Annotated in this window: 21 protein-coding genes; 17 read left to right on the top strand and 4 right to left on the bottom strand. The window is 51.1% G+C overall.

Features of this window, described 5'->3' with window-relative positions; all coding sequences use genetic code 11:
* The first annotated feature begins 25 nt into the window (after nucleotides 1-25).
* Genes HPY31_RS19010 through HPY31_RS18950 form a run of 13 tightly spaced genes read left to right on the top strand, consistent with a single transcriptional unit; the run spans nucleotide 26 to nucleotide 12,713 of the window.
* The gene (locus HPY31_RS19010) at nucleotides 26-946 is read left to right on the top strand and encodes a sirohydrochlorin chelatase (protein ID WP_172141995.1); all 921 of its coding nucleotides are present in this window, start codon (nucleotides 26-28) and stop codon (nucleotides 944-946) included.
* Nucleotides 947-958: 12 nt separating this feature from the next.
* Nucleotides 959-1,732 (top strand): precorrin-6A reductase, encoded by a 774-nt coding sequence (gene cobK, locus HPY31_RS19005; RefSeq protein ID WP_016741768.1) that lies wholly within the window; start codon nucleotides 959-961, stop codon nucleotides 1,730-1,732.
* Nucleotides 1,733-1,734: 2 nt separating this feature from the next.
* The gene (locus HPY31_RS19000; protein WP_012684976.1) at nucleotides 1,735-2,385 is read left to right on the top strand and encodes a precorrin-8X methylmutase; all 651 of its coding nucleotides are present in this window, start codon (nucleotides 1,735-1,737) and stop codon (nucleotides 2,383-2,385) included.
* Nucleotides 2,386-2,389: 4 nt separating this feature from the next.
* The gene (locus tag HPY31_RS18995) at nucleotides 2,390-3,526 is read left to right on the top strand and encodes a cobalt-precorrin-5B (C(1))-methyltransferase (protein WP_172142161.1); all 1,137 of its coding nucleotides are present in this window, start codon (nucleotides 2,390-2,392) and stop codon (nucleotides 3,524-3,526) included.
* Complete coding sequence (gene cbiE, locus HPY31_RS18990; protein ID WP_172141994.1) at nucleotides 3,489-4,718, top strand: precorrin-6y C5,15-methyltransferase (decarboxylating) subunit CbiE; 1,230 nt, start codon at nucleotides 3,489-3,491, stop codon at nucleotides 4,716-4,718. The genes HPY31_RS18995 and cbiE overlap by 38 nt, the downstream gene beginning before the upstream one ends.
* Entirely contained in the window at nucleotides 4,715-5,425 is a 711-nt protein-coding gene (cobI, locus tag HPY31_RS18985) for a precorrin-2 C(20)-methyltransferase (protein ID WP_172141993.1), read from the top strand. The genes cbiE and cobI overlap by 4 nt, the downstream gene beginning before the upstream one ends.
* Nucleotides 5,425-6,204, top strand: coding sequence for a precorrin-4 C(11)-methyltransferase (gene cobM, locus HPY31_RS18980; protein WP_172141992.1), 780 nt, complete (start codon nucleotides 5,425-5,427; stop codon nucleotides 6,202-6,204). Before cobI ends, cobM begins: the two co-directional genes overlap by 1 nt.
* Nucleotides 6,204-7,349, top strand: coding sequence for a cobalt-precorrin 5A hydrolase (locus HPY31_RS18975; protein ID WP_172141991.1), 1,146 nt, complete (start codon nucleotides 6,204-6,206; stop codon nucleotides 7,347-7,349). Before cobM ends, HPY31_RS18975 begins: the two co-directional genes overlap by 1 nt.
* Nucleotides 7,346-8,722, top strand: a complete 1,377-nt coding sequence (locus tag HPY31_RS18970) for a cobyrinic acid a,c-diamide synthase CobB (RefSeq protein WP_172141990.1) — start codon at nucleotides 7,346-7,348, stop codon at nucleotides 8,720-8,722. Before HPY31_RS18975 ends, HPY31_RS18970 begins: the two co-directional genes overlap by 4 nt.
* Nucleotides 8,715-10,232 carry a cobyric acid synthase gene (locus tag HPY31_RS18965; protein WP_172141989.1) on the top strand — a complete coding sequence of 506 codons (1,518 nt, stop codon included), beginning with the start codon at nucleotides 8,715-8,717 and terminating at the stop codon, nucleotides 10,230-10,232. Before HPY31_RS18970 ends, HPY31_RS18965 begins: the two co-directional genes overlap by 8 nt.
* Nucleotides 10,232-11,272, top strand: coding sequence for a nicotinate-nucleotide--dimethylbenzimidazole phosphoribosyltransferase (gene cobT / locus HPY31_RS18960; RefSeq protein ID WP_172141988.1), 1,041 nt, complete (start codon nucleotides 10,232-10,234; stop codon nucleotides 11,270-11,272). Before HPY31_RS18965 ends, cobT begins: the two co-directional genes overlap by 1 nt.
* The gene (gene cobA / locus HPY31_RS18955) at nucleotides 11,269-12,054 is read left to right on the top strand and encodes a uroporphyrinogen-III C-methyltransferase (RefSeq protein WP_172141987.1); all 786 of its coding nucleotides are present in this window, start codon (nucleotides 11,269-11,271) and stop codon (nucleotides 12,052-12,054) included. Before cobT ends, cobA begins: the two co-directional genes overlap by 4 nt.
* A gap of 23 nt (nucleotides 12,055-12,077) precedes the next feature.
* Nucleotides 12,078-12,713 carry a precorrin-2 dehydrogenase/sirohydrochlorin ferrochelatase family protein gene (locus HPY31_RS18950; RefSeq protein WP_172141986.1) on the top strand — a complete coding sequence of 212 codons (636 nt, stop codon included), beginning with the start codon at nucleotides 12,078-12,080 and terminating at the stop codon, nucleotides 12,711-12,713.
* A gap of 54 nt (nucleotides 12,714-12,767) precedes the next feature.
* Here the strand turns inward: HPY31_RS18950 and HPY31_RS18945 are convergent, their stop codons facing one another.
* Nucleotides 12,768-13,562 carry a GNAT family N-acetyltransferase gene (locus HPY31_RS18945; RefSeq protein ID WP_253901870.1) on the bottom strand — a complete coding sequence of 265 codons (795 nt, stop codon included), beginning with the start codon at nucleotides 13,560-13,562 and terminating at the stop codon, nucleotides 12,768-12,770.
* Nucleotides 13,563-13,637: 75 nt separating this feature from the next.
* On the opposite strand from HPY31_RS18945, the gene HPY31_RS18940 reads away from it, so the two are divergent.
* Both HPY31_RS18940 and HPY31_RS18935 read left to right on the top strand, forming a co-directional pair.
* Nucleotides 13,638-14,333, top strand: coding sequence for a hypothetical protein (locus HPY31_RS18940; protein WP_172141985.1), 696 nt, complete (start codon nucleotides 13,638-13,640; stop codon nucleotides 14,331-14,333).
* Nucleotides 14,317-14,877 (top strand): peroxiredoxin family protein, encoded by a 561-nt coding sequence (locus HPY31_RS18935; RefSeq protein WP_172141984.1) that lies wholly within the window; start codon nucleotides 14,317-14,319, stop codon nucleotides 14,875-14,877. Before HPY31_RS18940 ends, HPY31_RS18935 begins: the two co-directional genes overlap by 17 nt.
* A gap of 48 nt (nucleotides 14,878-14,925) precedes the next feature.
* Here HPY31_RS18935 and HPY31_RS18930 read toward each other — a convergent pair whose 3' ends face one another.
* On the bottom strand, nucleotides 14,926-16,158 hold the full coding sequence (locus tag HPY31_RS18930; RefSeq protein WP_172141983.1) for a cation:proton antiporter: 1,233 nt from the start codon (nucleotides 16,156-16,158) through the stop codon (nucleotides 14,926-14,928).
* A gap of 2 nt (nucleotides 16,159-16,160) precedes the next feature.
* On the bottom strand, nucleotides 16,161-16,658 hold the full coding sequence (locus HPY31_RS18925) for a cation:proton antiporter regulatory subunit (RefSeq protein ID WP_016741783.1): 498 nt from the start codon (nucleotides 16,656-16,658) through the stop codon (nucleotides 16,161-16,163).
* A 326-nt stretch (nucleotides 16,659-16,984) separates the two neighbouring features.
* Here HPY31_RS18925 and HPY31_RS18920 point away from each other — a divergent pair, with 326 nt between their 5' ends.
* Nucleotides 16,985-17,239: a hypothetical protein gene (locus HPY31_RS18920; protein ID WP_012684992.1), complete on the top strand. Its 255-nt coding sequence runs from the start codon at nucleotides 16,985-16,987 to the stop codon at nucleotides 17,237-17,239.
* 48 nt (nucleotides 17,240-17,287) lie between these two features.
* Here HPY31_RS18920 and HPY31_RS18915 read toward each other — a convergent pair whose 3' ends face one another.
* Nucleotides 17,288-18,580: a dicarboxylate/amino acid:cation symporter gene (locus HPY31_RS18915; protein WP_172141982.1), complete on the bottom strand. Its 1,293-nt coding sequence runs from the start codon at nucleotides 18,578-18,580 to the stop codon at nucleotides 17,288-17,290.
* 248 nt (nucleotides 18,581-18,828) lie between these two features.
* Here HPY31_RS18915 and HPY31_RS18910 point away from each other — a divergent pair, with 248 nt between their 5' ends.
* Entirely contained in the window at nucleotides 18,829-19,575 is a 747-nt protein-coding gene (locus HPY31_RS18910) for a stalk domain-containing protein (RefSeq protein WP_172141981.1), read from the top strand.
* Nucleotides 19,576-19,684: the final 109 nt, after the last annotated feature.

The following is a 19,684-nucleotide window of genomic DNA, read 5'->3' as shown; positions in this document are numbered from 1 at the left end:
CCACTAAAAACGAGGGGGACATAAAATGGACGCAGTATTATTTGTAGGTCATGGAAGCAAGGACCCGGAAGGCAATGAAGAGATTCGCCAGTTTGTGGCGACGCTAACACCGGACTTGGATGTACCGATTATCGAGACGTGCTTTCTGGAGTTTGCCCGTCCTGACATGCTGCAAGGCTTGAATACCTGCGTGGCTCGGGGGGCAACCCGCGTGGCGGTGATTCCAATCATCCTGTTCTCTGCCGGACATGCGAAAATCCATATTCCAGCTGCCATCGACGAGGCGAAGGAGCTACACCCACACGTTCAGTTCATCTACGGACGCCCGATCGGTATTCACGACGAAGTCATCAATATTTTGACCGCTCGCATGGAAGAGGCAGGCTTTGCCTCCGGGGAAGACAACGATGACCTGGCTGTACTTGTAATCGGACGCGGCAGCAGCGATGCAGATGCCAATAGCGATATTTACAAAATGTCCCGACTGTTCTGGGAGCGCTACAAAGCCAAGTGGGTAGAGACCGCCTTCATGGGTGTGACATATCCCTTGTACGATGAGGGCGTTGAGCGTTGCCTGAAGCTGGGTGCGAAGCGCATCGTACTCTTGCCGTACTTCTTGTTCACGGGTGTGTTGATCAAACGGATGAGCGACCAGCTGGAGAAGTTCCGTGAGCAATATCCAGAAGCCAAGTTCGAAATGGCCGAGTATTTTGGCTTCCATCCGTTGTTGAAGGAAGTGCTCAAGGATCGTGTGGTGGAAGCGTTGCATGGTGAAGTGAAGCTGAACTGTGATACCTGTCAGTACAGGCTGGCGGCGATGGAGCACATCGACCATCACCACCACGATGACGAGCATGGACATCACCACCACCATGGTCACCATCATCATCACGACCATGACCATGACCACAAGCATGATCACAAGCACGACCATGTTACCAAGTAGGAGGAAGACAGCATGATTCTGGTACTGGCTGGAACGAGCGACGCGCGCGAGTTGGCTTTGCAAATCAAGGACAAGGGCTACGATCTGTTAACGACCGTTGTCACGGACAATGCGGCGAAAAGTATGGAGGAAGCGGGTGTGCCCGTTCAGGTCGGACGCCTGACTGCTGACGATATTCAGCAGCTGATCCAAGACAGAGCCGTCCAATGCGTAGTCGACGCGAGTCACCCCTTCGCAGAGGAAGCCTCCAAGAACGCCATGGCAGGTGCGCAAGGAGCGGGAGTCCCATACATTCGTTACGAGCGGGAAAGCCTCTCCTCACCGGGCAGTGAAAAGCTGATTGTAGTAGAAGATTATGTACAAGCGGCTGAACTGGCGGCAAAAAAGCGCGGTGTCATCATGCTGACGACGGGCAGCAAGACGCTGAAGACGTTCACAGATCAGCTGTTGGGCCTACCGGATACGACGCTGGTAGCCCGCATGCTGCCGCGTCTTGACAATATGCAGAAATGCGAAGAGCTCGGTGTCGAGCAAAAAAACATCGTCGCGATGCAAGGCCCTTTTTCCAAGGAGCTGAATAAAGCGCTCTACGAGCATTATGGTGTCACGCTGATGATCACCAAGGAGAGCGGCAAGGTAGGCGCTTTTGATGAAAAGGTGGAAGCGGCACTGGAAATGGGCATCGAAACAATCGTCATCGGTCGTCCAAAGATCGATTATGGAACGAAGTTTTCGGATTTCGAAAGCGTATTGACTCAACTCAAACAAGTGACTGGAGGAAACTAACCATGGATTTCAAAACGGAATTTAAACCGATGACCGTACAACCGCAAGAGATTGAGGACTTGAGCTTTCAAATCATTACAGATGAACTGGGCGAGCATTCCTTTACAGAAGAACAATATCCGGTAGTACAACGCGTCATCCACGCATCCGCAGACTTTGACCTTGGACGCAGCCTTGTTTTCCACCCGGACGCAGTAAAATCGGGAATCGAAGCGATCCGCAGCGGCAAAATCGTCGTAGCAGATGTACAGATGGTGCAAGTCGGCATCAGCAAAAACCGTATTGAAAAATTCGGAGGAGAAGTAAAGGTGTACATCTCCGACCGCGATGTAATGGAAGAGGCGAAGCGTCTGAACACGACCCGTGCGATCATTTCCATGCGCAAAGCGATCAAGGAAGCAGATGGCGGAATCTTTTGCATCGGAAACGCACCTACGGCACTTCTGGAGCTGATCCGTATGGTGAAGGAAGGCGAAGCAAAGCCAGGCCTGGTGATCGGGATGCCAGTTGGTTTCGTATCTGCGGCAGAATCCAAGGAAGAGCTGGCGAAGCTCGATATCCCATTCATCACGAACATGGGACGTAAAGGCGGAAGCCCAGTAACCGTAGCAGCATTGAATGCCATTTCGATCATGGCGGAACGGTTGGGCTAAGCAGATGGCAGCCAAAGCAGCAACGGACGAAAAAGAGGCAAAGCCCCTCCGCCACGGATATACGACTGGATCATGTGCAACGGCGACGACCAAGGCTGCTTTGATCGCGCTGATTACTCAGGAAGAGCAAAGCCAAGCGACGATTCGCCTGCCAATCGGTGAGGACGTCACCTTTCAGATGGAGAGCTGCGAGTTTTCATTGGAGAAGGCGACCGCAAGCACGATCAAGGATGGGGGAGACGACCCAGACGCGACACACGGTGCCCTCATTCTCTCTACGGTGGAATGGTCGGATGAGCCCGGGATTATTTTGGATGGCGGACTCGGTGTGGGACGGGTGACCAAGCCAGGGTTGCCCGTTCCGATTGGCGAGGCAGCGATCAATCCCGTCCCGCGTAAAATGATCAGGGAAACCGCGCAGGCTGTTCTGGATGAGTACGGGACCCAGCGCGGGATCAAAATCGTCATCTCCGTGCCTGCGGGTGAGGAAATCGCCAAAAAAACCTTGAATGGACGACTCGGCATACTCGGCGGCATCTCCATTTTGGGGACGCGTGGAATCGTGGTGCCGTTTTCCACTTCTGCCTACAAGGCAAGCGTGGCACAAGCGGTCAATGTCGCCAAGGAAGCCGGCTGCGATCATATTGTGTTGTCGACGGGCGGAAAGAGTGAATCCTACGGGGTCGCTACTTATCCAGAGCTGTCGGAAGAAGCATTCGTGGAGATGGGCGATTTCGTCGGTTTTTCTCTCAAGCAGTGCAAGAACAAAAAGATGCGCAAAGTGACCTTGGTCGGGATGATGGGCAAGTTTTCCAAGGTAGCGCAGGGAGTCATGATGGTTCATTCCAAAAGCGCACCCGTCGATTTCGGCTTCCTCGCTCAAATGGCAGCAGATGCAGGAGCACCGCAGGAGCGTGTTGACGAAATTTTGGGAGCCAACACCGCTTCGCAGGTAGGCGATATGATGGTGGACACGCCAGCCTTTTTCGAGATCATGTGCGAAAACTGCTGTCGCGCTGCACTAAAGGAAGTGGGCGGCGGCATCGAGGTCGAAACCATCATCATCACAATGAAAGGGTCCCTGTTGGGAAGGGTGACGATCAATGACACAGGCGATGAAAGTAATTGGAATCGGGGATGATGGACAGCAGAGCCTGCTGCCGTTGTACCGGACTTGGATAGAGGAAAGTGAGCTGTTGGTTGGAGGAGAGCGGCACCTCAGCTTTTTTCCGGAGTATACAGGGGAAAAGCGTGTACTAAAGGGCGGACTGACCGCGATGGTAGAAGAGCTACGCACAGAGACACGCAAGACGGTCATTCTGGCGTCAGGTGACCCGCTCTTTTACGGGATAGGTGGCTTACTTTCCAAAAAGCTGAACGTAGAGATTTACCCGCACCTCAGCTCCATTCAGCTCGCTTTTGCCAAAATGGGCGAAGCATGGCAGGATGCAACATTGGCAAGTGTGCACGGACGCAGTATCAAAGGTCTGGCACAGCGGATCGACGGGAAGGAAAAGGTCGCTCTTTTGACGGATCGGGAAAACTCGCCAGCAGCAATCGCCCGCTATCTCCTTTCGTTCCAAATGAATGAGTACGATGCGTTTGTGGCAGAGAATCTCGGCAGTGCCGAAGAGCATTCAGGCTGGTATTCCCTTGAGGAAATGGCTGATGGTAGCTTCTCTGATTTGAATGTCGTGATTTTGAAAAAACGCCGTCCAAGCCCGGTGTGGCCGTTCGGAATCGCAGACGAGGAGTTCTCCCAGCGCAAGCCGGACAAGGGACTTATTACGAAAAAGGAAGTCCGCATTTTAAGCATTGCGCAGCTGCAATTGCATGCGAAAAGCATCGTTTGGGACATCGGCACCTGCACAGGCTCTGTCGCCATTGAAGCGGCACGAATAGCGCGTGAGGGTGAAGTGTACGGCGTAGAGAAGAACGTGGACGATCTGGAAAACTGCCGCCAGAACATGGCGAAGTTTCGCACGGATTTGACAGTGATTAACGCACGCGCCCCACATGGCTTAGATGAGTTCCCTGACCCGGATGCCGTATTTATTGGTGGCAGCGGTGGAGAATTGCGCGAGCTGTTGAACATCTGCTGCACACGACTGCGCCCGAATGGCCGGATCGTGGTGAATGCAGCGACCATTGAGACATTGTACGAAGCGACACAAGCATTCGCGCAGGAAGGATTCGAGACATCGGTAACACTGGCGCAGCTATCGCGCAGCAAGCCGATTTTGTCCCTGACGCGCTTTGAAGCATTGAATCCGATCTACATCATTACGGCCTGGGCCAAGCAGGCAGAAGAACAAGGAGGAGACAGCAAGTGACTAAGATCGGAACATTGTACGGACTGGGAGTAGGTCCCGGCGACCCTGAATTGATTACCGTCAAGGCATTTCGTCTATTACAGCAATCACCAGTGGTTGCGTATCCGAAAAAACGGATGGGCAGCAAAAGCTACGCGCATCAAATCGCAGAGCTGTATGTGCAGACCCCAGACAAGGAAATGCTTGGACTCGTATTCCCGATGACGCGGGACAAAGAAATTTTGGAGCGCGAGTGGAACAACACAGTGGAGATCGTTTGGGAGCGTTTGTCGGAAGGCAAGGACGTTGCTTTTGTAACGGAAGGCGATCCGATGTTTTACAGCACGTTCATCCACATGATGCGCGTCATGCATGAGGAGCACCCGGAAGTGCCAATCGTGACCGTACCAGGCGTCTCTTCGTTTCTGGGAGCAGCTTCCCGCTTCAATCTGCCGCTGGCGGACGGCGACGAGCAGATCGGCATCATCCCGGCAACAGAAGACAAGGAAGCCATGCGCAAAGCGCTGGAGAGCCACGATACCGTCGTGTTCCTGAAGGTAGCAAAGGTACTGCCAATGATCATTGGCTTGCTGAAGGAAATGGGGCTGGCTGAAAAGGCAGCAGTAGCGACCAAGGTCACTTCCTCCGAGGAAATGGTTTGGACTGATATGCGTGAACTGGAGCGGGCAGAGCTTAGCTATCTTACACTGATGGTGGTGAAAAAGTAATGAAACTGTACATAGTGGGAGCGGGTCCTGGCGACCCTGATTTGATTACGGTAAAAGGCTTGAAGCTGCTGCAAAAGGCAGACGTCATTATGTATACCGATTCCCTCGTGAACGAGGAGTTGGTTGCGCTCGGCAATCCGAATGCAGAAGTACTGCAAAGCTCGGGGATGGCATTGGAAGAAATGGTAGAACAATTGGTAGAACGGATTAGCAGCGGAAAAACAGTTGTACGTCTGCATACAGGTGATCCGTCCATTTATGGCGCGATCATGGAACAGATTGCCCTATTAAAAGAAAAAGGCATCGAGGTAGAAATCGTTCCAGGTGTGAGCTCAGTATTTGCGGCAGCGGCAGCAGTAGGAGCCGAGCTGACGATTCCTGATCTGACACAGACGATCATCCTCACCCGCGCGGAAGGTCGCACACCGGTGCCTGAAAGAGAAAAGCTGCGTGCGCTCGCTGAGCATCATTGTACGTTGGCTCTGTACCTTAGCGCGACTTTGACGAAAAAAGTAGTCCGTGAGCTGGTCGATGCAGGCTGGAGCGAGGATACACCAGTAGCAGTCGTACAACGTGCAAGCTGGCCGGATCAATTGATCGTTCGCACCACGCTGAAAAATTTGGACGAAGACATGGGCAAAAATGGTATTCGCAAGCATGCGATGATTTTGGCTGGCTGGGCATTGGACCCGAACATCCACGACAAGAGCGAGCAATACCGTTCCAAGCTGTACGATAAAACCTTTACACACGGGTTCAGAAAAGGTGTGAAGGAATAATGAAGATCATCGAACTGATCGAGGGAGAAATCCCTGCTATCGAGCAGCGCGGAGACTATGCGATCGTTGCGATCACGAAGCACGGAGTAGAGATGGCGCGCGATCTGGCACAGAAATTCCCTGGGACAGACCTGTACTACATGAGCAAGTTCGAGCGCGGAGATGAGGAAGCGCGCGGCATCCAGCTGTTTTCCAACAGTGTCCGGATGCTGTTTCCCGCTCTCTGGCCTGCTTATAAAGGCTTAATCATCATTATTTCACTGGGTGCGGTTATTCGGATGATCGCACCTTTGCTGGAAGACAAAAAGAAAGACCCGGGTGTCGTCGTCGTCGATGACCGTGGGGAGAATGTCATCAGTGTGCTGTCTGGCCATTTGGGCGGTGCCAATGAGCTGGCTCGCGAGGTAGCGGCAGTCATGGGTGCTCGTCCAATTATTACGACAGCATCTGATGTCCAAAAGACGATTCCCGTCGATCTATTCGGTAGACGTTTTGGCTGGGAGTGGGATTCCGCTGAAAAGCTGACCCCTGTCAGCGCTTCTGTCGTAAACGAGGAGCGCGTAGCTGTCATCAATGAATCCGGTGAACGCGACTGGTGGATGCATGAGACACCGATGCCACCATCTATCAAGGAATACGCGACAATCGCTGAGGCACAAGCCGATCAGCCGCAAGCTGCTCTCGTCGTCTCTCATCGCTTGCTCACACCGGAGGAACAATCGATTTTGGACAATGGCGTCCTTTATCGTCCGAAGGTAATCGTGCTCGGGATGGGTTGCAACCGGGGAACCTCCGCAGAGGAGATCGAGGCAGTCATCAAGGAAACGCTGGATGAACTGCAATTTTCGATCAAAAGTGTAAAAGCACTGGCGACCATCGAGCTGAAAAAGGATGAAGCAGGTCTGATCGCCGTTTGCGAAAAATACGGCTGGCCATTCGTCTGGTATTCGCCTGAAGAGTTGAATCAGGTAGAGATCAGCGATCCGTCTGATACCGTCTTCAAGTTCACGGGAGCGTACGGAGTGAGCGAGCCTGCCGCGAAGCTGTATGCTGGTGCGGGCGAACTCGTTTTGACCAAGAAGAAGTCGGGCAACACCACCATTTCGGTCGGATTGATGCCCTATCATGAGGAGGAGCGCGCATGACGGACAGCCGCCGTATTGTGATTGCAGGAACGGGCAGCGGAGCGGGTAAGACAACCGTTACCATCGGACTGATGGCTGCTCTGAAAAGAAAAGGGCATACCGTACAGGGCTTCAAGTGCGGACCTGATTACATCGATCCTACGTATCATACGGCTGTGACCGGCAGAGCCTCGCGTAATCTGGACAGCTTCATGCTGGAGCACGAGATCGTGAAGGAGATTTTTGTCCGCGGCAGCGAGGGTGCAGACATCTCGATTATCGAGGGTGTCATGGGCATGTACGATGGCAAGGAAGCGACCAGCGATAAAGGCAGCACGGCAGAAATCAGCATCCTGACTGGCTCTCCGGTTCTGTTGGTGGTCAATTGCCAGAGCATGGCGCGCAGTGCAGCTGCGATTGTCAAAGGCTTTCAACTGCTCAATCCACAGGCGAGAATCGTCGGTGTCATCGCGAACAAGGTCGGGAGTGAAGGGCATCATAAAATCGTGAAGGCAGCGATCGAGCAGGAGTGCGGAATTCCGGTCGTAGGCTATCTAAAACGGGAGAATGAGCTGGAAATACCGGAACGTCATCTCGGGTTGGTGCCATCTGTCGAGCGTGGAGAGTTGACACCGCTGTTTGAAAAGCTGGCTGACTTGATCGCAGAGACAGTCGATTTGGAGCAAATCTGGGAACTGGCAAAGGCAGAGCCGCTGCAAGTAGAACCTACGCTGTTTGCTCCGCGAAAAGCGTCTGCCAATGTCACCATTGCTGTAGCGAAGGACCCTGCTTTTCATTTTTACTATCCGGAAAATTTGGAGCTGCTCGAAGCATATGGCGCGAAGCTCGCGTTCTTTTCCCCACTGGCTGGTGAGGGAGTGCCAGCGGACGCAGATGGCTTGTACATCGGGGGAGGCTTCCCGGAGGAATTTGCAGCAGAGCTATCGCAAAATGAAGCGGTGAAACAATCGATCCGATCTGTGATTACAAAAGGCTTGCCTACCTTGGCTGAGTGCGGCGGCTACATGTTTTTGACAGAGGCGATCGTCACAACTGATGGCGACAGCTATCCAATGGTGGGGCTCATCCCAGGCAAGGTGACCATGCAGAAAAAGCTCGCAGCGCTTGGCTATCGGGAAGTGCGCGGCAAGGAAGGCAATTTCTTGATCGGTACCGAGGAACAGGCAAAAGGTCATGAATTCCATTACTCTACGTATGCTTCGGATCAAGAGCTGCCAGCAGCATATGAGACGAAAGGGCTCCGCGGTACGAAACCGGAGGGCTATGTCCAAGAAAATCTGGTCGCAGGCTATACACATTTGCATTTCGGCTCCAATCCTGACCTGGTCGAACGTTGGCTGAGCCGTTGCGCGGAGGTGGCCGAGCGTGCCTAAAACCCTCCCGTTGATGGTGCAAGGTACCAGCTCGGATGCAGGAAAAAGTGCGATTGCAACAGCGCTGTGCCGGATTTTTGCCCAGGATGGCTACAAGACAGCTCCGTTCAAATCGCAAAATATGGCCCTGAATTCCTACGTGACGCTGGATGGAAAAGAAATCGGGCGGGCACAGGGCGTTCAGGCAGAGGCAGCAGGAATTCTGGCGACGACTGACATGAACCCCATTTTGATCAAGCCGACACGGGATTCCGAATCGCAAATTGTCGTTAACGGCGAGCCATACGGCAACATGAAGGCTTTTGCCTATCGGACGGAGTTTTATGACAAGGGCTTGCGGATCATTGAGGAAGCGTATCAACGACTCGCCAGCTCCTATGAGCGGATCGTCATTGAAGGGGCTGGCAGTCCGGCAGAGGTCAATCTGAATGACCGCGAGCTCGTCAATATGCGAGTCGCTCGTCTCACGAACGCGCCCGTCATTTTGGTGGCAGATATCGAGCGAGGGGGAGTGTTTGCCAGCTTGGTCGGTACCCTTCAACTGCTCGAGCCCGAAGATCGGGACCGCGTGATCGGCGTCATCATCAATCGTTTTCGTGGTGATTTGACGCTTTTGCAGCCGGGACTCGACTGGTTCGAGGAATATACAGGCAAGCCAGTCCTTGGTGTCGTGCCATTTATTCCAGACTTGTGGATCGATGCGGAGGACTCGTTGATTTTGCACCGTTATCAAGGTCAGCGTGAGACACCGCGGGAGCTTGACATTGCGGTTTTGCGCTACCCGCGAATTTCCAACTTTACCGACGTGGACCCGTTTTTTGTAGAGCCGGATTGCCGGATGCGTTTTGTGACACGGTTGGAAGAGCTGGGTGAACCTGACCTGATTGTCTTGCCGGGCAGCAAGAATACACTCGAGGATTTGCAGTTCTTACGAGAGACAGGTCTTGCCGCGGCAGTCAAAGACCTTCATCATAAAGGGAAAACGTATATCGTCGGTTTGTGCGGCGGTTATCAAATGCTGGGAGAAGCCATTCATGATCCTGCTGGGGTCGAATCTCCATTGCAGCAGCTTGATGGGCTGGGTCTAATCCCGATGATTACGACGATGGAGCAGAAGAAAACGACTGTTTTGTCCCGTGGAGAAGCAGTATTTGCGAAGGAAAAACTAACGGTTGAAGGCTACGAGATTCACATGGGGCAATCCGCTTATTCGCGCAATGATTTTCCTTTTATCCAGATGGAGGGGCGTACGGAGGGCTATTGTCAGGAGGAGCGGCAGTTGATCGGCACGTATTTCCATGGCCTGTTCCACAATGACCACTTCCGCACACTGTTGCTGAATGCCATCCGTGAGCAAAAAGGACTCCCACCCATTACGGATCGCCCATCTTTTGTCGCTCTACGAGAGCAGGGGTACGATCTGTTGGCGGATACCGTTCGTCGCCATGTGAGGTTGGATACGATCGAAGAGTACATGAAGGCTTTTCAAGAAAAAGAGGTGCAAATATAATGGCAGTCATTTATCCGGCGATTGAGCCACGAAATCAGGAAGCAAGTGAGCAAACGAGACAGCATGTGGATCAGTTGACCAAGCCGCTTGGCAGCCTTGGTCGCCTGGAGCAATTGGCTATTGAGCTGGCTGGGATGACAGGTGAGACCATGCCTGTTGTAACACCGCCGGGCGTGCTTGTTTTTGCGGCCGATCACGGTGTGGCACGGGAAGGTGTCTCTGCCTATCCGCAGGAAGTGACAGCGCAAATGGTGCTGAATATGGTTCATGGCGGAGCAGGGGTCAACGTCTTCGCCAGACAAATCGGAGCCATTCAAAAAATCGTAGATGTCGGTGTAGCGGTCGAGGTGGAAACACCGGGTGTATATCATAAGCGAATTAGAGCAGGCTCGGGCAATATGCTGAAAGAGGCTGCGATGACAGCAGACGAAGCGCAACGCTCCATCGCAGTTGGCCTCGAGATGGCAGAAGCAATGATTGGGGAAGGCGCCAAAGTCCTGATCGTCGGTGAAGTGGGTATTGGCAACACGACAGCCAGCAGTGCGATTCTGTCAGCTTTAACCGGAGCTGATCCTGAGCAAATCGTCGGACGTGGAACAGGGCTGGATGATGCAGGCTGGCAGCGTAAAAAGACAGTTGTTCGTGAAGCACTTGCCTTGCATCGACCGGATGCAACCAATCCGTTGGACGTTTTGGCAAAAGTCGGCGGACTGGAAATCGGGGCAATGGCTGGAGCGATCATGGGAGCAGCCTCTCGCCGTGTCCCTGTGCTGCTGGACGGCTTTATCGCTACGGTAGCGGCTTTGCTTGCTGTTCGATTGGAGCCACTCGTTGCTGACTACTTGATCGCGGGTCACCGTTCTGAGGAGCCGGGGCATGATTTTGTCCTGCAAGCCTTAGGTAAGGAGCCACTGCTCAGCCTGAATTTGCGACTGGGCGAAGGAAGCGGAGCAACATTGGCGTTTCCAATCGTGGAAGCAGCGACACGGATGGTTCGTGAGATGGCGACATTTGCATCAGCAGGAGTAAGTGACCGATGAGCGGCGCGGGGAAAGTCTATCTCGTAGGAGCTGGCCCTGGCGATCCAAAGCTGATTACCGTAAAAGGAATGGAATGCCTGCAAAAGGCAGAGGTGGTTGTGTATGATCGTCTGGCAAACCCAGCCTTGCTGGAGTACGCGCCACAGACGGCCGAACGCATCTACTGCGGCAAGCTGCCGGATCATCATACGATGAGACAGGAATCGATTAACGAGCTGTTAGCGGAAAAAGCGCTGGAAGGAAAAGTCGTCGTACGGCTAAAAGGCGGCGATCCTTGTGTGTTTGGTCGTGCCGGAGAAGAAGCGCAGCTTTTGGCTGAGCGAGGAATTGCCTTTGAAATCGTCCCGGGAGTAACAGCTGGAATTGCAGCCTCGGCGTATGCGGGTATTCCAGTGACACACCGCGATCACGGCTCGTCATTTGCTGTCGTGACGGGACATTTGCGCGAAGACAAGCCGGAGCTGGCGGTAGAAAAATGGAGTGCTCTCGCGAATGGCATCGACACGGTTGCTTTTTACATGGGAGTCGCCAACCTGCCGTTGATCCGCACCCAATTAATCAAGCACGGACGAGATCCACATACGCCAGTAGCCGTCATCTCGTGGGGAACACTCCCGCAGCAAGCGGTAGTAACGGGTACCTTGGCTGATATTGAGGAACGTTTGGCCCAAAACAGTCACATCACGAATCCAGCTATCATTCTGGTCGGTGAAGTCGTGAAGATGCGTGAGAAAATCAACTGGTTTGAAGCTACGCTTGGAATCGAGCAGGTGCAACAATAGGAAACCGAGGGGAGGGAACGCTGGTGACGCACTATGCCATGATGGTCAATCTACAAAACAAGCGTTGCTTGGTGGTTGGTGGCGGGCAAGTAGCCGAGCGGAAAATCGGCAGTCTGCTTGCTGCTGGTGCAGATGTCACCGTTGTGAGTCCCTCCTGTACGGCAACTATTCTTGAATGGGCACACACCAAGAAGCTGACGGTAGCACTGCGCCTCTTTACCACACAAGACGTCGAAGAGGCAGTGCTCATCATCGCAGCGACGAGTGATCCCGCCGTCAATCTGGCGGTATACGGAGCGTGTCGTCCGCATCAGTGGATCAATATCGTTGATCGCCCAGACCTCTGTTCCTTTACCGTTCCATCTGTCGTTGCGCGTGGAGACTTGCAGATTGCAATCTCTACGGGTGGGAACAACCCGGGTCTGGCAAAGAAAATGCGCCGCCAGCTCGAAGAGTGGGTGGGACCGGAATACGAGGACTACACGCTTTTTCTCGGCAGCATGAGAAGACAAGTACTCTCGCTGGCGGTGAGCGAAGCGGACAAACGGGTAATCTTGGCAGAGCTTTTGGACGACCGATTTTTACAATGGACCAAAAATGGCGAAACCGACCGAAGAGATCGGGAGGCCGAAGCGCTACTTACCAAGAGAAAAGAGTAGCTCAACGCAAAAAATTGGATGGCTCCCACTAAGCGACTTGGTGGGAGCTTTTTTCTAGTTTTTTCGCCAGATCATTTCCAAATGCCTCCCGACCTCCTGAAAGCCGAGCTTTCTGTACATTTCCTGTGGCGTATCATCTGCATAGGTGGTCAAGTACATATGGGTGGCGCCGAGCTTTTTGGCGTCTTGCATCATGACCCGAATGATTTCCGTACCGAGTCCCCTACGCTGCCAGGCGTCCAGTATAAAAAATTCCTCCATACGAACGAGCTCCTTATAAAGATGCCATTCACATGCGCCGACGGGCTCCTGATCGACAAAGCACACATACGGGAGGATCTCACCGGTTTCATAGACCTCTCTTTTCCGGTTCGCTTTACGGACAGCAAAATCAGGATTGATCATAACCGAATCATAAGCAGTAAGGCAGCGAATGCCTGCTTCCATGACATCAGTTGAATCCCCTCGTAAAACGGAGCATTGTGGATTCGGCGCCAGTTTATCGGCAACCTCCAGCGGAGCGAGCATGTACAGCATCGTATTCACTTCAAACCCAAGCTGGTTCGCAAAAGACACGAACTCTTCTGAAAAAGGTAGCGACGGGTGCAGCTCCAGCTTGAAGTGGTCGAGCAGCTGCTCTTTGGCACGCCGAAGCTCTTGCTCGATGTAAGCTTGTAGCCAGTCCTGCGTGGGCACCGACATGACTTCTGTATAATTATGGCTATACATGTCCGGGACCGATTCATCCCGATATACGCGCACTTGTGGATGCTCGGTTCGCGTAGAAAAAGCAAGGGCATAGCGCTCCTGCAAAGTAAAAATATTCGTGAGCATTCCTTTATTCCCCATTTCCTGATATGGTGATAGTTGTTTGAATACTTGTCTTCCCTAGAGTAAGCCATTTTCCTAAAGGAGGAAACGAAAATGTCGGATGCTTTTCAAATAGGCCCCTTTTTGTTGAAAATGAGCATGCTGGCGGTCGTCGTTTCGCTTTCGCTCGGCTTTTTGGCTATATCCGCTCAGATTAAAAATAACAGAGAAATGAAATCAGCGGTGATTGAGCTGTTAAGTCATGCACTGGTGCTGGCTTTTCTCGTTTGGAAATTCAGCTACATCTTGTTTGATTTTTCCAAAGCGCTGGAGAATCCCTCATCCATTCTTTATTTTTCTGGGGGAGAAAACGGAGCCATGCTGGCAGTCGTGGCAGTTGTCGTCTACCTCACCAAGACAGTACGAAAAAAAGCAATTCCTGTTCATTTTGTCGCCTTAGCAACGGCGACAGGCTTTCTTGCTGCAACGGGCGTTTACCAGCTGCTCACGGTCGTGTTCGAGCAGAGCAGTATGTGGTATCACGTACAGCAGATAGCCATATGCGCCTGCTTTCTTTGGTGGCTGCATCGGGCAAAGGAAGGACTCATTCATCTGGCCGCTTGGCTTGCACCCGTAATGTGGTTTGCCATTAGCCAAGTCTATGTGCACTTTTTTGTTCCGAATCGAGAAGCTGTGTTTGCAGGACTTTCCAGCGATCAGCTCATGTACTATGCTTTTGCTCTCTTGCTGCTCTTTTTGTCCAGACGAGTGAAGCCGTTAGGGGGAGCGACCGATGAAGAAGCATCATAATGTTTGGGCGATTGTCGTACTCCTGGGGCTTTTGGGATGGGGAATTTTCGATGCGGAAATTTTGAACAGGCAGGAGCCCATCGCTTCATCTGGAGAGCGAGGCAACGGGCAGATTGGAATGGAAAAAGGAAATACCGCTCCGGATTTTGAATTGCAGCAAATAGGTGGCGGTACAGTCAAGCTGTCCGATTTTCGCGGGAAAAAGGTCATTCTCAATCTGTGGGCGACGTGGTGTCCTCCTTGCCGCGCAGAAATCCCGGACATGCAGCGTTACTACGAAGAGAACAAGGAAAAAGGTGTGGTTATTCTCGGGGTCAATCTGACCGATACGGAGACCAGCCCGGAAGTAGTGGCGGATTTCGCGAAGTTGTACGGCATCAGCTTCCCGATCTTGCTTGATCCTGATAACAAAGTAGCGAATGTGTCCAAAGCCATTTCGATTCCGACCAGCTACATCATTGATTCGAACGGCGTGGTCCAGAATAAATACATCGGCCCGATGAGTGAAGAAATCATGGAGAACATGCTGTCTGCGATCCAATAGAAAAACCGACAGCAGGTATTTTTGCTGTCGGTAGTCATGTCTCTCTGATTATCCAGCGTCTGCTTTGTTTGCTGGTTCTTTGACGGGTGTCTTTCGATCCAGACGAAACACAGCATTGAGCAGCTTGTAAATATGCTTGGATTCCTTGGTCAGCAAAGGACCTAAAATCGCGAGTATCAAAACGTAAAGAGCCGCAAATGGTTGCAAAATTTCCATGAGTGCGCCCGCTTTTCCGAGATTAGCCATGATGATGGAGAACTCACCGCGAGATACGATGGTCAGTCCAATATTCGTAGAAGCCTTCGGAGGCAACCCGGCACTTCGCCCAGCCAAAAGCCCGGCGACAACGTTACCGAAAAGGGTAAGGGCAACTGCGCCAATGGACAACCATACGGCTCCACCTAATGACAATGGATCAATTGTCAAACCAAAGCTGAAGAAGAACATGGCCCCGAAGAAGTCACGAAACGGCAGGATGAGATGCTCGATGCGCTTCATGTGTTGTGTTTCTGCCAAGACGAGACCCACGAGTAATGCTCCGATGGCTTCGGCAACATGGATCGTTTCGGAAAAACCCGCAATCAGAAACAAAGCGGCAAACACTGTAATCATAAACACTTCGTTTGATTTGATGTTCAATGCCCGATTCAGGAAAGGAACGAGCTTGCGGCCTACGATAATGAGGAGGAGCATGTAGCCGAGTGCAATCAATGCGGATGAGAGTACGCCAGCAAGAGAAGTTGCACCACTTAACACCAAGCCGGACACAATCGAGATATAGACGGCCAAGAATATGTCTTCGAACATGATGATCCCCAAGATCATCTCTGTTTCGCGATTTGCTGTACGTTTGAGATCCACCAGTACTTTTGCCACAATGGCACTGGAGGAAATAGTGGTAATACCTGCGATAATCAAAACTTCTTTAAGTGGAAATCCAGCGGCCCAACCAAACAAGAGGCCGAGGGTAAAGTTGATCACAATGTAAATGGTACCGCCAATGGCAATAGATCGACCAGCCTTGATCAGGCGGCCTACTGAAAATTCAAGTCCGAGGTAAAACAACAGGAAGAGTACGCCAAGTCTGCCCATAAATTCGATGAGCGGGGCGCTTGAAATAAAGCGGAGATCAAACAAACCGATGTCGGGAGCGTGTGGACCCACGATCATCCCGACAAGAATGTAGAAGGGTACGATGGAGAATTTTAACTTCATGGAGAGAAACCCCGCGATTGCTATGAGTGCGAGGGCAAGACCGACTTCAAAAACGATGTGCTCCAATATCACTCACCTCCGTTGCTGAGAATAGTCTTGAGAGCCTTCACCTGCTTCCGTTCACCTGCAACGACCAATGTAGATCCTGTACAAAGGACATACTCGGGGCCGGGATTAATCGTTTGATTATGGTCTTTTTCGATAACGGCGATGATCGTAGCGCCTGTTTCTTGACGAATATTGAGTTCCCCGATCGTCTTGCCAATGGCAGGAGCGTTCGATTCCATCTTGTACCACTCGATCATGAGTTTGTCTAACGCAACCTCGACTGTTTCCAGTGCAGATGGTTTGTACGTCAAGCCGCCTACGATGGCAGCAATTTGTCTCGCCTCATCATCGTCAAGGGTAACCATGGAGAGTGTTTCGTCTATATCATCACGGTCAAAGTGGTACATTTCCCGGCGGCCGTCATCGTGAATGACGATAACCAGCTTGTCGCCACTCCTGGTCTCGACCTGGTACTTCCTGCCGATTCCAGGCAAATCTGATTCTCTAATAGAGAACATGTAAAATCCTCCTTCACGCAAAACATTGTATTGGCATAGATAGCTGCTCTTTTTCCCAGTGAGCAACAAGTCGTCAATAATTATTTGGAATTATCTCCATCCCGGTGATATTTTAGTAATAATCCCCCCTGTTGTGCGGATTATTGTCGACATTCATACCTACAACAACAATTATACACGAAACGACATCGTTTTTCTTTAAAATGAAACATTTTTATTCAAAAATGACACACTTATAAATGGGTGCGAATATTAACTATCCTCTAAAACGCCGTTGCTCCTCTAGGAGTGGGCTTCGATAGAGGTTATTGTAAGGATGATGAATCATGGCGAACAAACAGTATCGATTAACAGAAGCGGAATGGGTCTTTATTCAAGACATGCGGTCCATGGAGATGGATGAGCTATTGGACATCGTGATCGCATTGCGCAATGAGGTAAGGGAGCTGGAGAAAAAGGCGGAGCTGATCAGAGAACGCGAGAAAGACGGCTGGCAGGAGGAATATCAGGCAGCACAGAAGCGAATTAATCACCTGCGCCAATTTGAGGTTGAGCTTCGCAAAACATGGCCGAATGACTAAAGCAAAAAGAGGTTCTCTCCCAATCGGAGAACCTCTTTTTTGTAGGGACTAGGCCATGATCGGTTTTGCTTCTGACTCGTTGTCCGACTCGATGGCCGTTTCATCTGTTTGCTGGACGCGTCCCGGATGGAACTCATTTTCATGCTTGGCTATGACTACGGCAGCTACGCCATTTCCGATCAGATTCGTGATGGCACGAGCTTCTGACATGAATCGATCAACGCCGAGCAAGAGGGCAATGCCTTCGACCGGAATGACAGGGAAGGCGGCCAAGGTAGCGGCGAGTGTAATGAAACCAGAACCAGTGACACCGGCAGCCCCTTTTGACGTAATCATCAGGATTCCTAAAAGCGTGATCTGTTCCCAAAAGCTAAGCTCGATGCCATATGCCTGGGCGATAAAAATGGCAGCCATAGATAAATAGATGGAGGTGCCATCCAGATTAAACGAGTAGCCCGTCGGTACGACCAGACCGACAACGGATTTGGAGCACCCGTACTTCTCCAGCCGGTCCATCATTCTCGGAAGTGCGGACTCTGAGGAGGATGTTCCGAGCACGAGCAGGATTTCCTCCCGAATGTATTTGATAAACGAGAAGATGCTGAATTTGTAGTAGCGCGCGATCCCGCCCAGTACGAGAATAATGAACAAAAACATCGTGATGTAGACAGCCGTCATCAAAAGGCCCAGTCTGGTCAGCGACCCGATGCCGAATTTGCCAATCGTGTACGCCATCGCTCCAAATGCAGCGATTGGAGAAACCTTCATGATCATGTTGACGACACCAAAAAAACCGTGTGTCAGCTTGTCAAACAGCTTGATGACAGGCTGGGACGCTTGCCCCATGGCAGCGAGTGAGAGACCAAACAGGACAGCGAAGAACAGAATGGGTAACAGCTCTCCCTTTGCCATAGCCCCGACGACGTTTTCCGGGATAATCCCCGTAATAAAATCAATAAAACCGTTGTTACTCTGAGCAGCAGCCTCCGTATACTTGGAGACGTCCCCACTGGTCAGTCCTGTTTTGTCAAAGCCTGCTCCAGGCTTGATCAAGTTGACAACCAACAGTCCGATCGCCAATGCGATTGTGGTAACGATTTCAAAATAGAGTAGCGCTTTACCGCCGATCTTACCGACCTTTTTCATGTCCCCCATACTGGCGATTCCATTCACTACGGTGAAGAAGACAATCGGTGGAATGACCATTTTGATCAGTTTGACAAAAATATCGGCCAACACTTTCAGCTCTGCGCCGAATTTGGGTGCAAAATGACCAACTACGATACCGAGAATGATGGCAATAACGACCTGTACGGTCAGATTTTTAAAATTGATCCGCATCGAATCCATTCCTCCTCCAAGAATTGAAAGCGCTTTATTCCCTCTCTTTCGCATTGTATAGATGGTGAGAAAAATTGAAAATGATGCGGTCATATTGGTTGTTTTGGTCATTTTGGTCATAGAAATCCCCTTAAATTGGAAAGGGAAAATCAGTGATTGACATACTCTCGACACGAACGATAGGTAAAGTAAGAGAGGTACATAGTGACACGAAAGAAATAGACAACCGGGAGAATGGAGGATTTTCTATGTTCAAGAAGCAATATCTGGCGATTGCCTCAGCGTTGATTCTGACTACCACACTTATTCCGACGAGCTCTCAAGCGGCGACTGGAACGAAGAATCTGCAAGCTAAGTACAACAACATTAAAGTTATTTATAACGGTGCAGCTGTTCCAACAACAATCGAACCATTCATCGTAAACGGAACCACGTACATTCCACTTCGCATGATGGCTGGAGTATTCAGCAAGGATGTAGCATGGGATGGCGCGAAGTACACCATTACGGTAAAAGACTTGCCTAACTCCCAACACGCAAACGAGTTGGCTGCACGTGATGCTCAAATCAGAAGCCTGCAAAACACCATCGATAGCCTGAACAAAGAGATCTCTGATTTGAAAAACAGCAAGAAAAACAACAGTAACAAAAAAGATGATGATATTCAGGATGCCCTGGATGATCTGGAAGATGATCTGAACTCTGATTACGATGACTACAAAGACCTCAAATGGAGTATCTCCCTGAAGGGCGATGAGGATGATATCGATGTAGAAATCGAGATCAATCTGGATAAATACCAAGATGAATTCGAGGATCTGGATGACGATGGCGATGTAGAAGCTCTCGTTGAAGATATTATCAAAGATATCTGGGACGACAAGGATTTCGAAGATGCCGACATTAAAGGTGAAATCATCGACAGCGATACTGACGATACGATTTATGAGTTCGAAGGCGATGCTAGCGATCAAGACATCAATTTTGACGTGTAAAATCAACGAAAAGTGAGGACGTCTCTCACAAAAAAAGCTTTGCTCCTTTTTACAGGATGCAAGGCTTTTTTCCTATTTTCCAAAAACATCACAGCCAAATTTAAATACA

It is taken from the genome of Brevibacillus sp. HB1.3, assembly GCF_013186635.1.
Lineage (GTDB): Bacteria > Bacillota > Bacilli > Brevibacillales > Brevibacillaceae > Brevibacillus > Brevibacillus brevis_D.
Note: the sequence above shows the minus strand (reverse complement) of the source record. Positions and strands in the feature narration are given on the sequence as shown.

Bases quoted from the DNA above. Each gene is read 5' to 3' on its own strand.
- cbiE (WP_172141994.1), top strand. From the start codon at position 3,489: ATGACACAGGCGATGAAAGTAATTGGAATCGGGGATGATGGACAGCAG.
- HPY31_RS18995 (WP_172142161.1), top strand. From the start codon at position 2,390: ATGGCAGCCAAAGCAGCAACGGACGAAAAAGAGGCAAAGCCCCTCCGC.
- cobT (WP_172141988.1), top strand. From the start codon at position 10,232: ATGGCAGTCATTTATCCGGCGATTGAGCCACGAAATCAGGAAGCAAGT.
- HPY31_RS18925 (WP_016741783.1), bottom strand. From the start codon at position 16,658: ATGTTCTCTATTAGAGAATCAGATTTGCCTGGAATCGGCAGGAAGTAC.
- HPY31_RS18935 (WP_172141984.1), top strand. From the start codon at position 14,317: ATGAAGAAGCATCATAATGTTTGGGCGATTGTCGTACTCCTGGGGCTT.
- cobA (WP_172141987.1), top strand. From the start codon at position 11,269: ATGAGCGGCGCGGGGAAAGTCTATCTCGTAGGAGCTGGCCCTGGCGAT.
- HPY31_RS19000 (WP_012684976.1), top strand. From the start codon at position 1,735: ATGGATTTCAAAACGGAATTTAAACCGATGACCGTACAACCGCAAGAG.
- HPY31_RS18915 (WP_172141982.1), bottom strand. From the start codon at position 18,580: ATGCGGATCAATTTTAAAAATCTGACCGTACAGGTCGTTATTGCCATC.
- HPY31_RS18970 (WP_172141990.1), top strand. From the start codon at position 7,346: ATGACGGACAGCCGCCGTATTGTGATTGCAGGAACGGGCAGCGGAGCG.
- HPY31_RS18940 (WP_172141985.1), top strand. From the start codon at position 13,638: ATGTCGGATGCTTTTCAAATAGGCCCCTTTTTGTTGAAAATGAGCATG.
- HPY31_RS18910 (WP_172141981.1), top strand. From the start codon at position 18,829: ATGTTCAAGAAGCAATATCTGGCGATTGCCTCAGCGTTGATTCTGACT.
- HPY31_RS18945 (WP_253901870.1), bottom strand. From the start codon at position 13,562: ATGGGGAATAAAGGAATGCTCACGAATATTTTTACTTTGCAGGAGCGC.
- cobK (WP_016741768.1), top strand. From the start codon at position 959: ATGATTCTGGTACTGGCTGGAACGAGCGACGCGCGCGAGTTGGCTTTG.
- cobM (WP_172141992.1), top strand. From the start codon at position 5,425: ATGAAACTGTACATAGTGGGAGCGGGTCCTGGCGACCCTGATTTGATT.
- HPY31_RS18975 (WP_172141991.1), top strand. From the start codon at position 6,204: ATGAAGATCATCGAACTGATCGAGGGAGAAATCCCTGCTATCGAGCAG.
- HPY31_RS19010 (WP_172141995.1), top strand. From the start codon at position 26: ATGGACGCAGTATTATTTGTAGGTCATGGAAGCAAGGACCCGGAAGGC.
- HPY31_RS18920 (WP_012684992.1), top strand. From the start codon at position 16,985: ATGGCGAACAAACAGTATCGATTAACAGAAGCGGAATGGGTCTTTATT.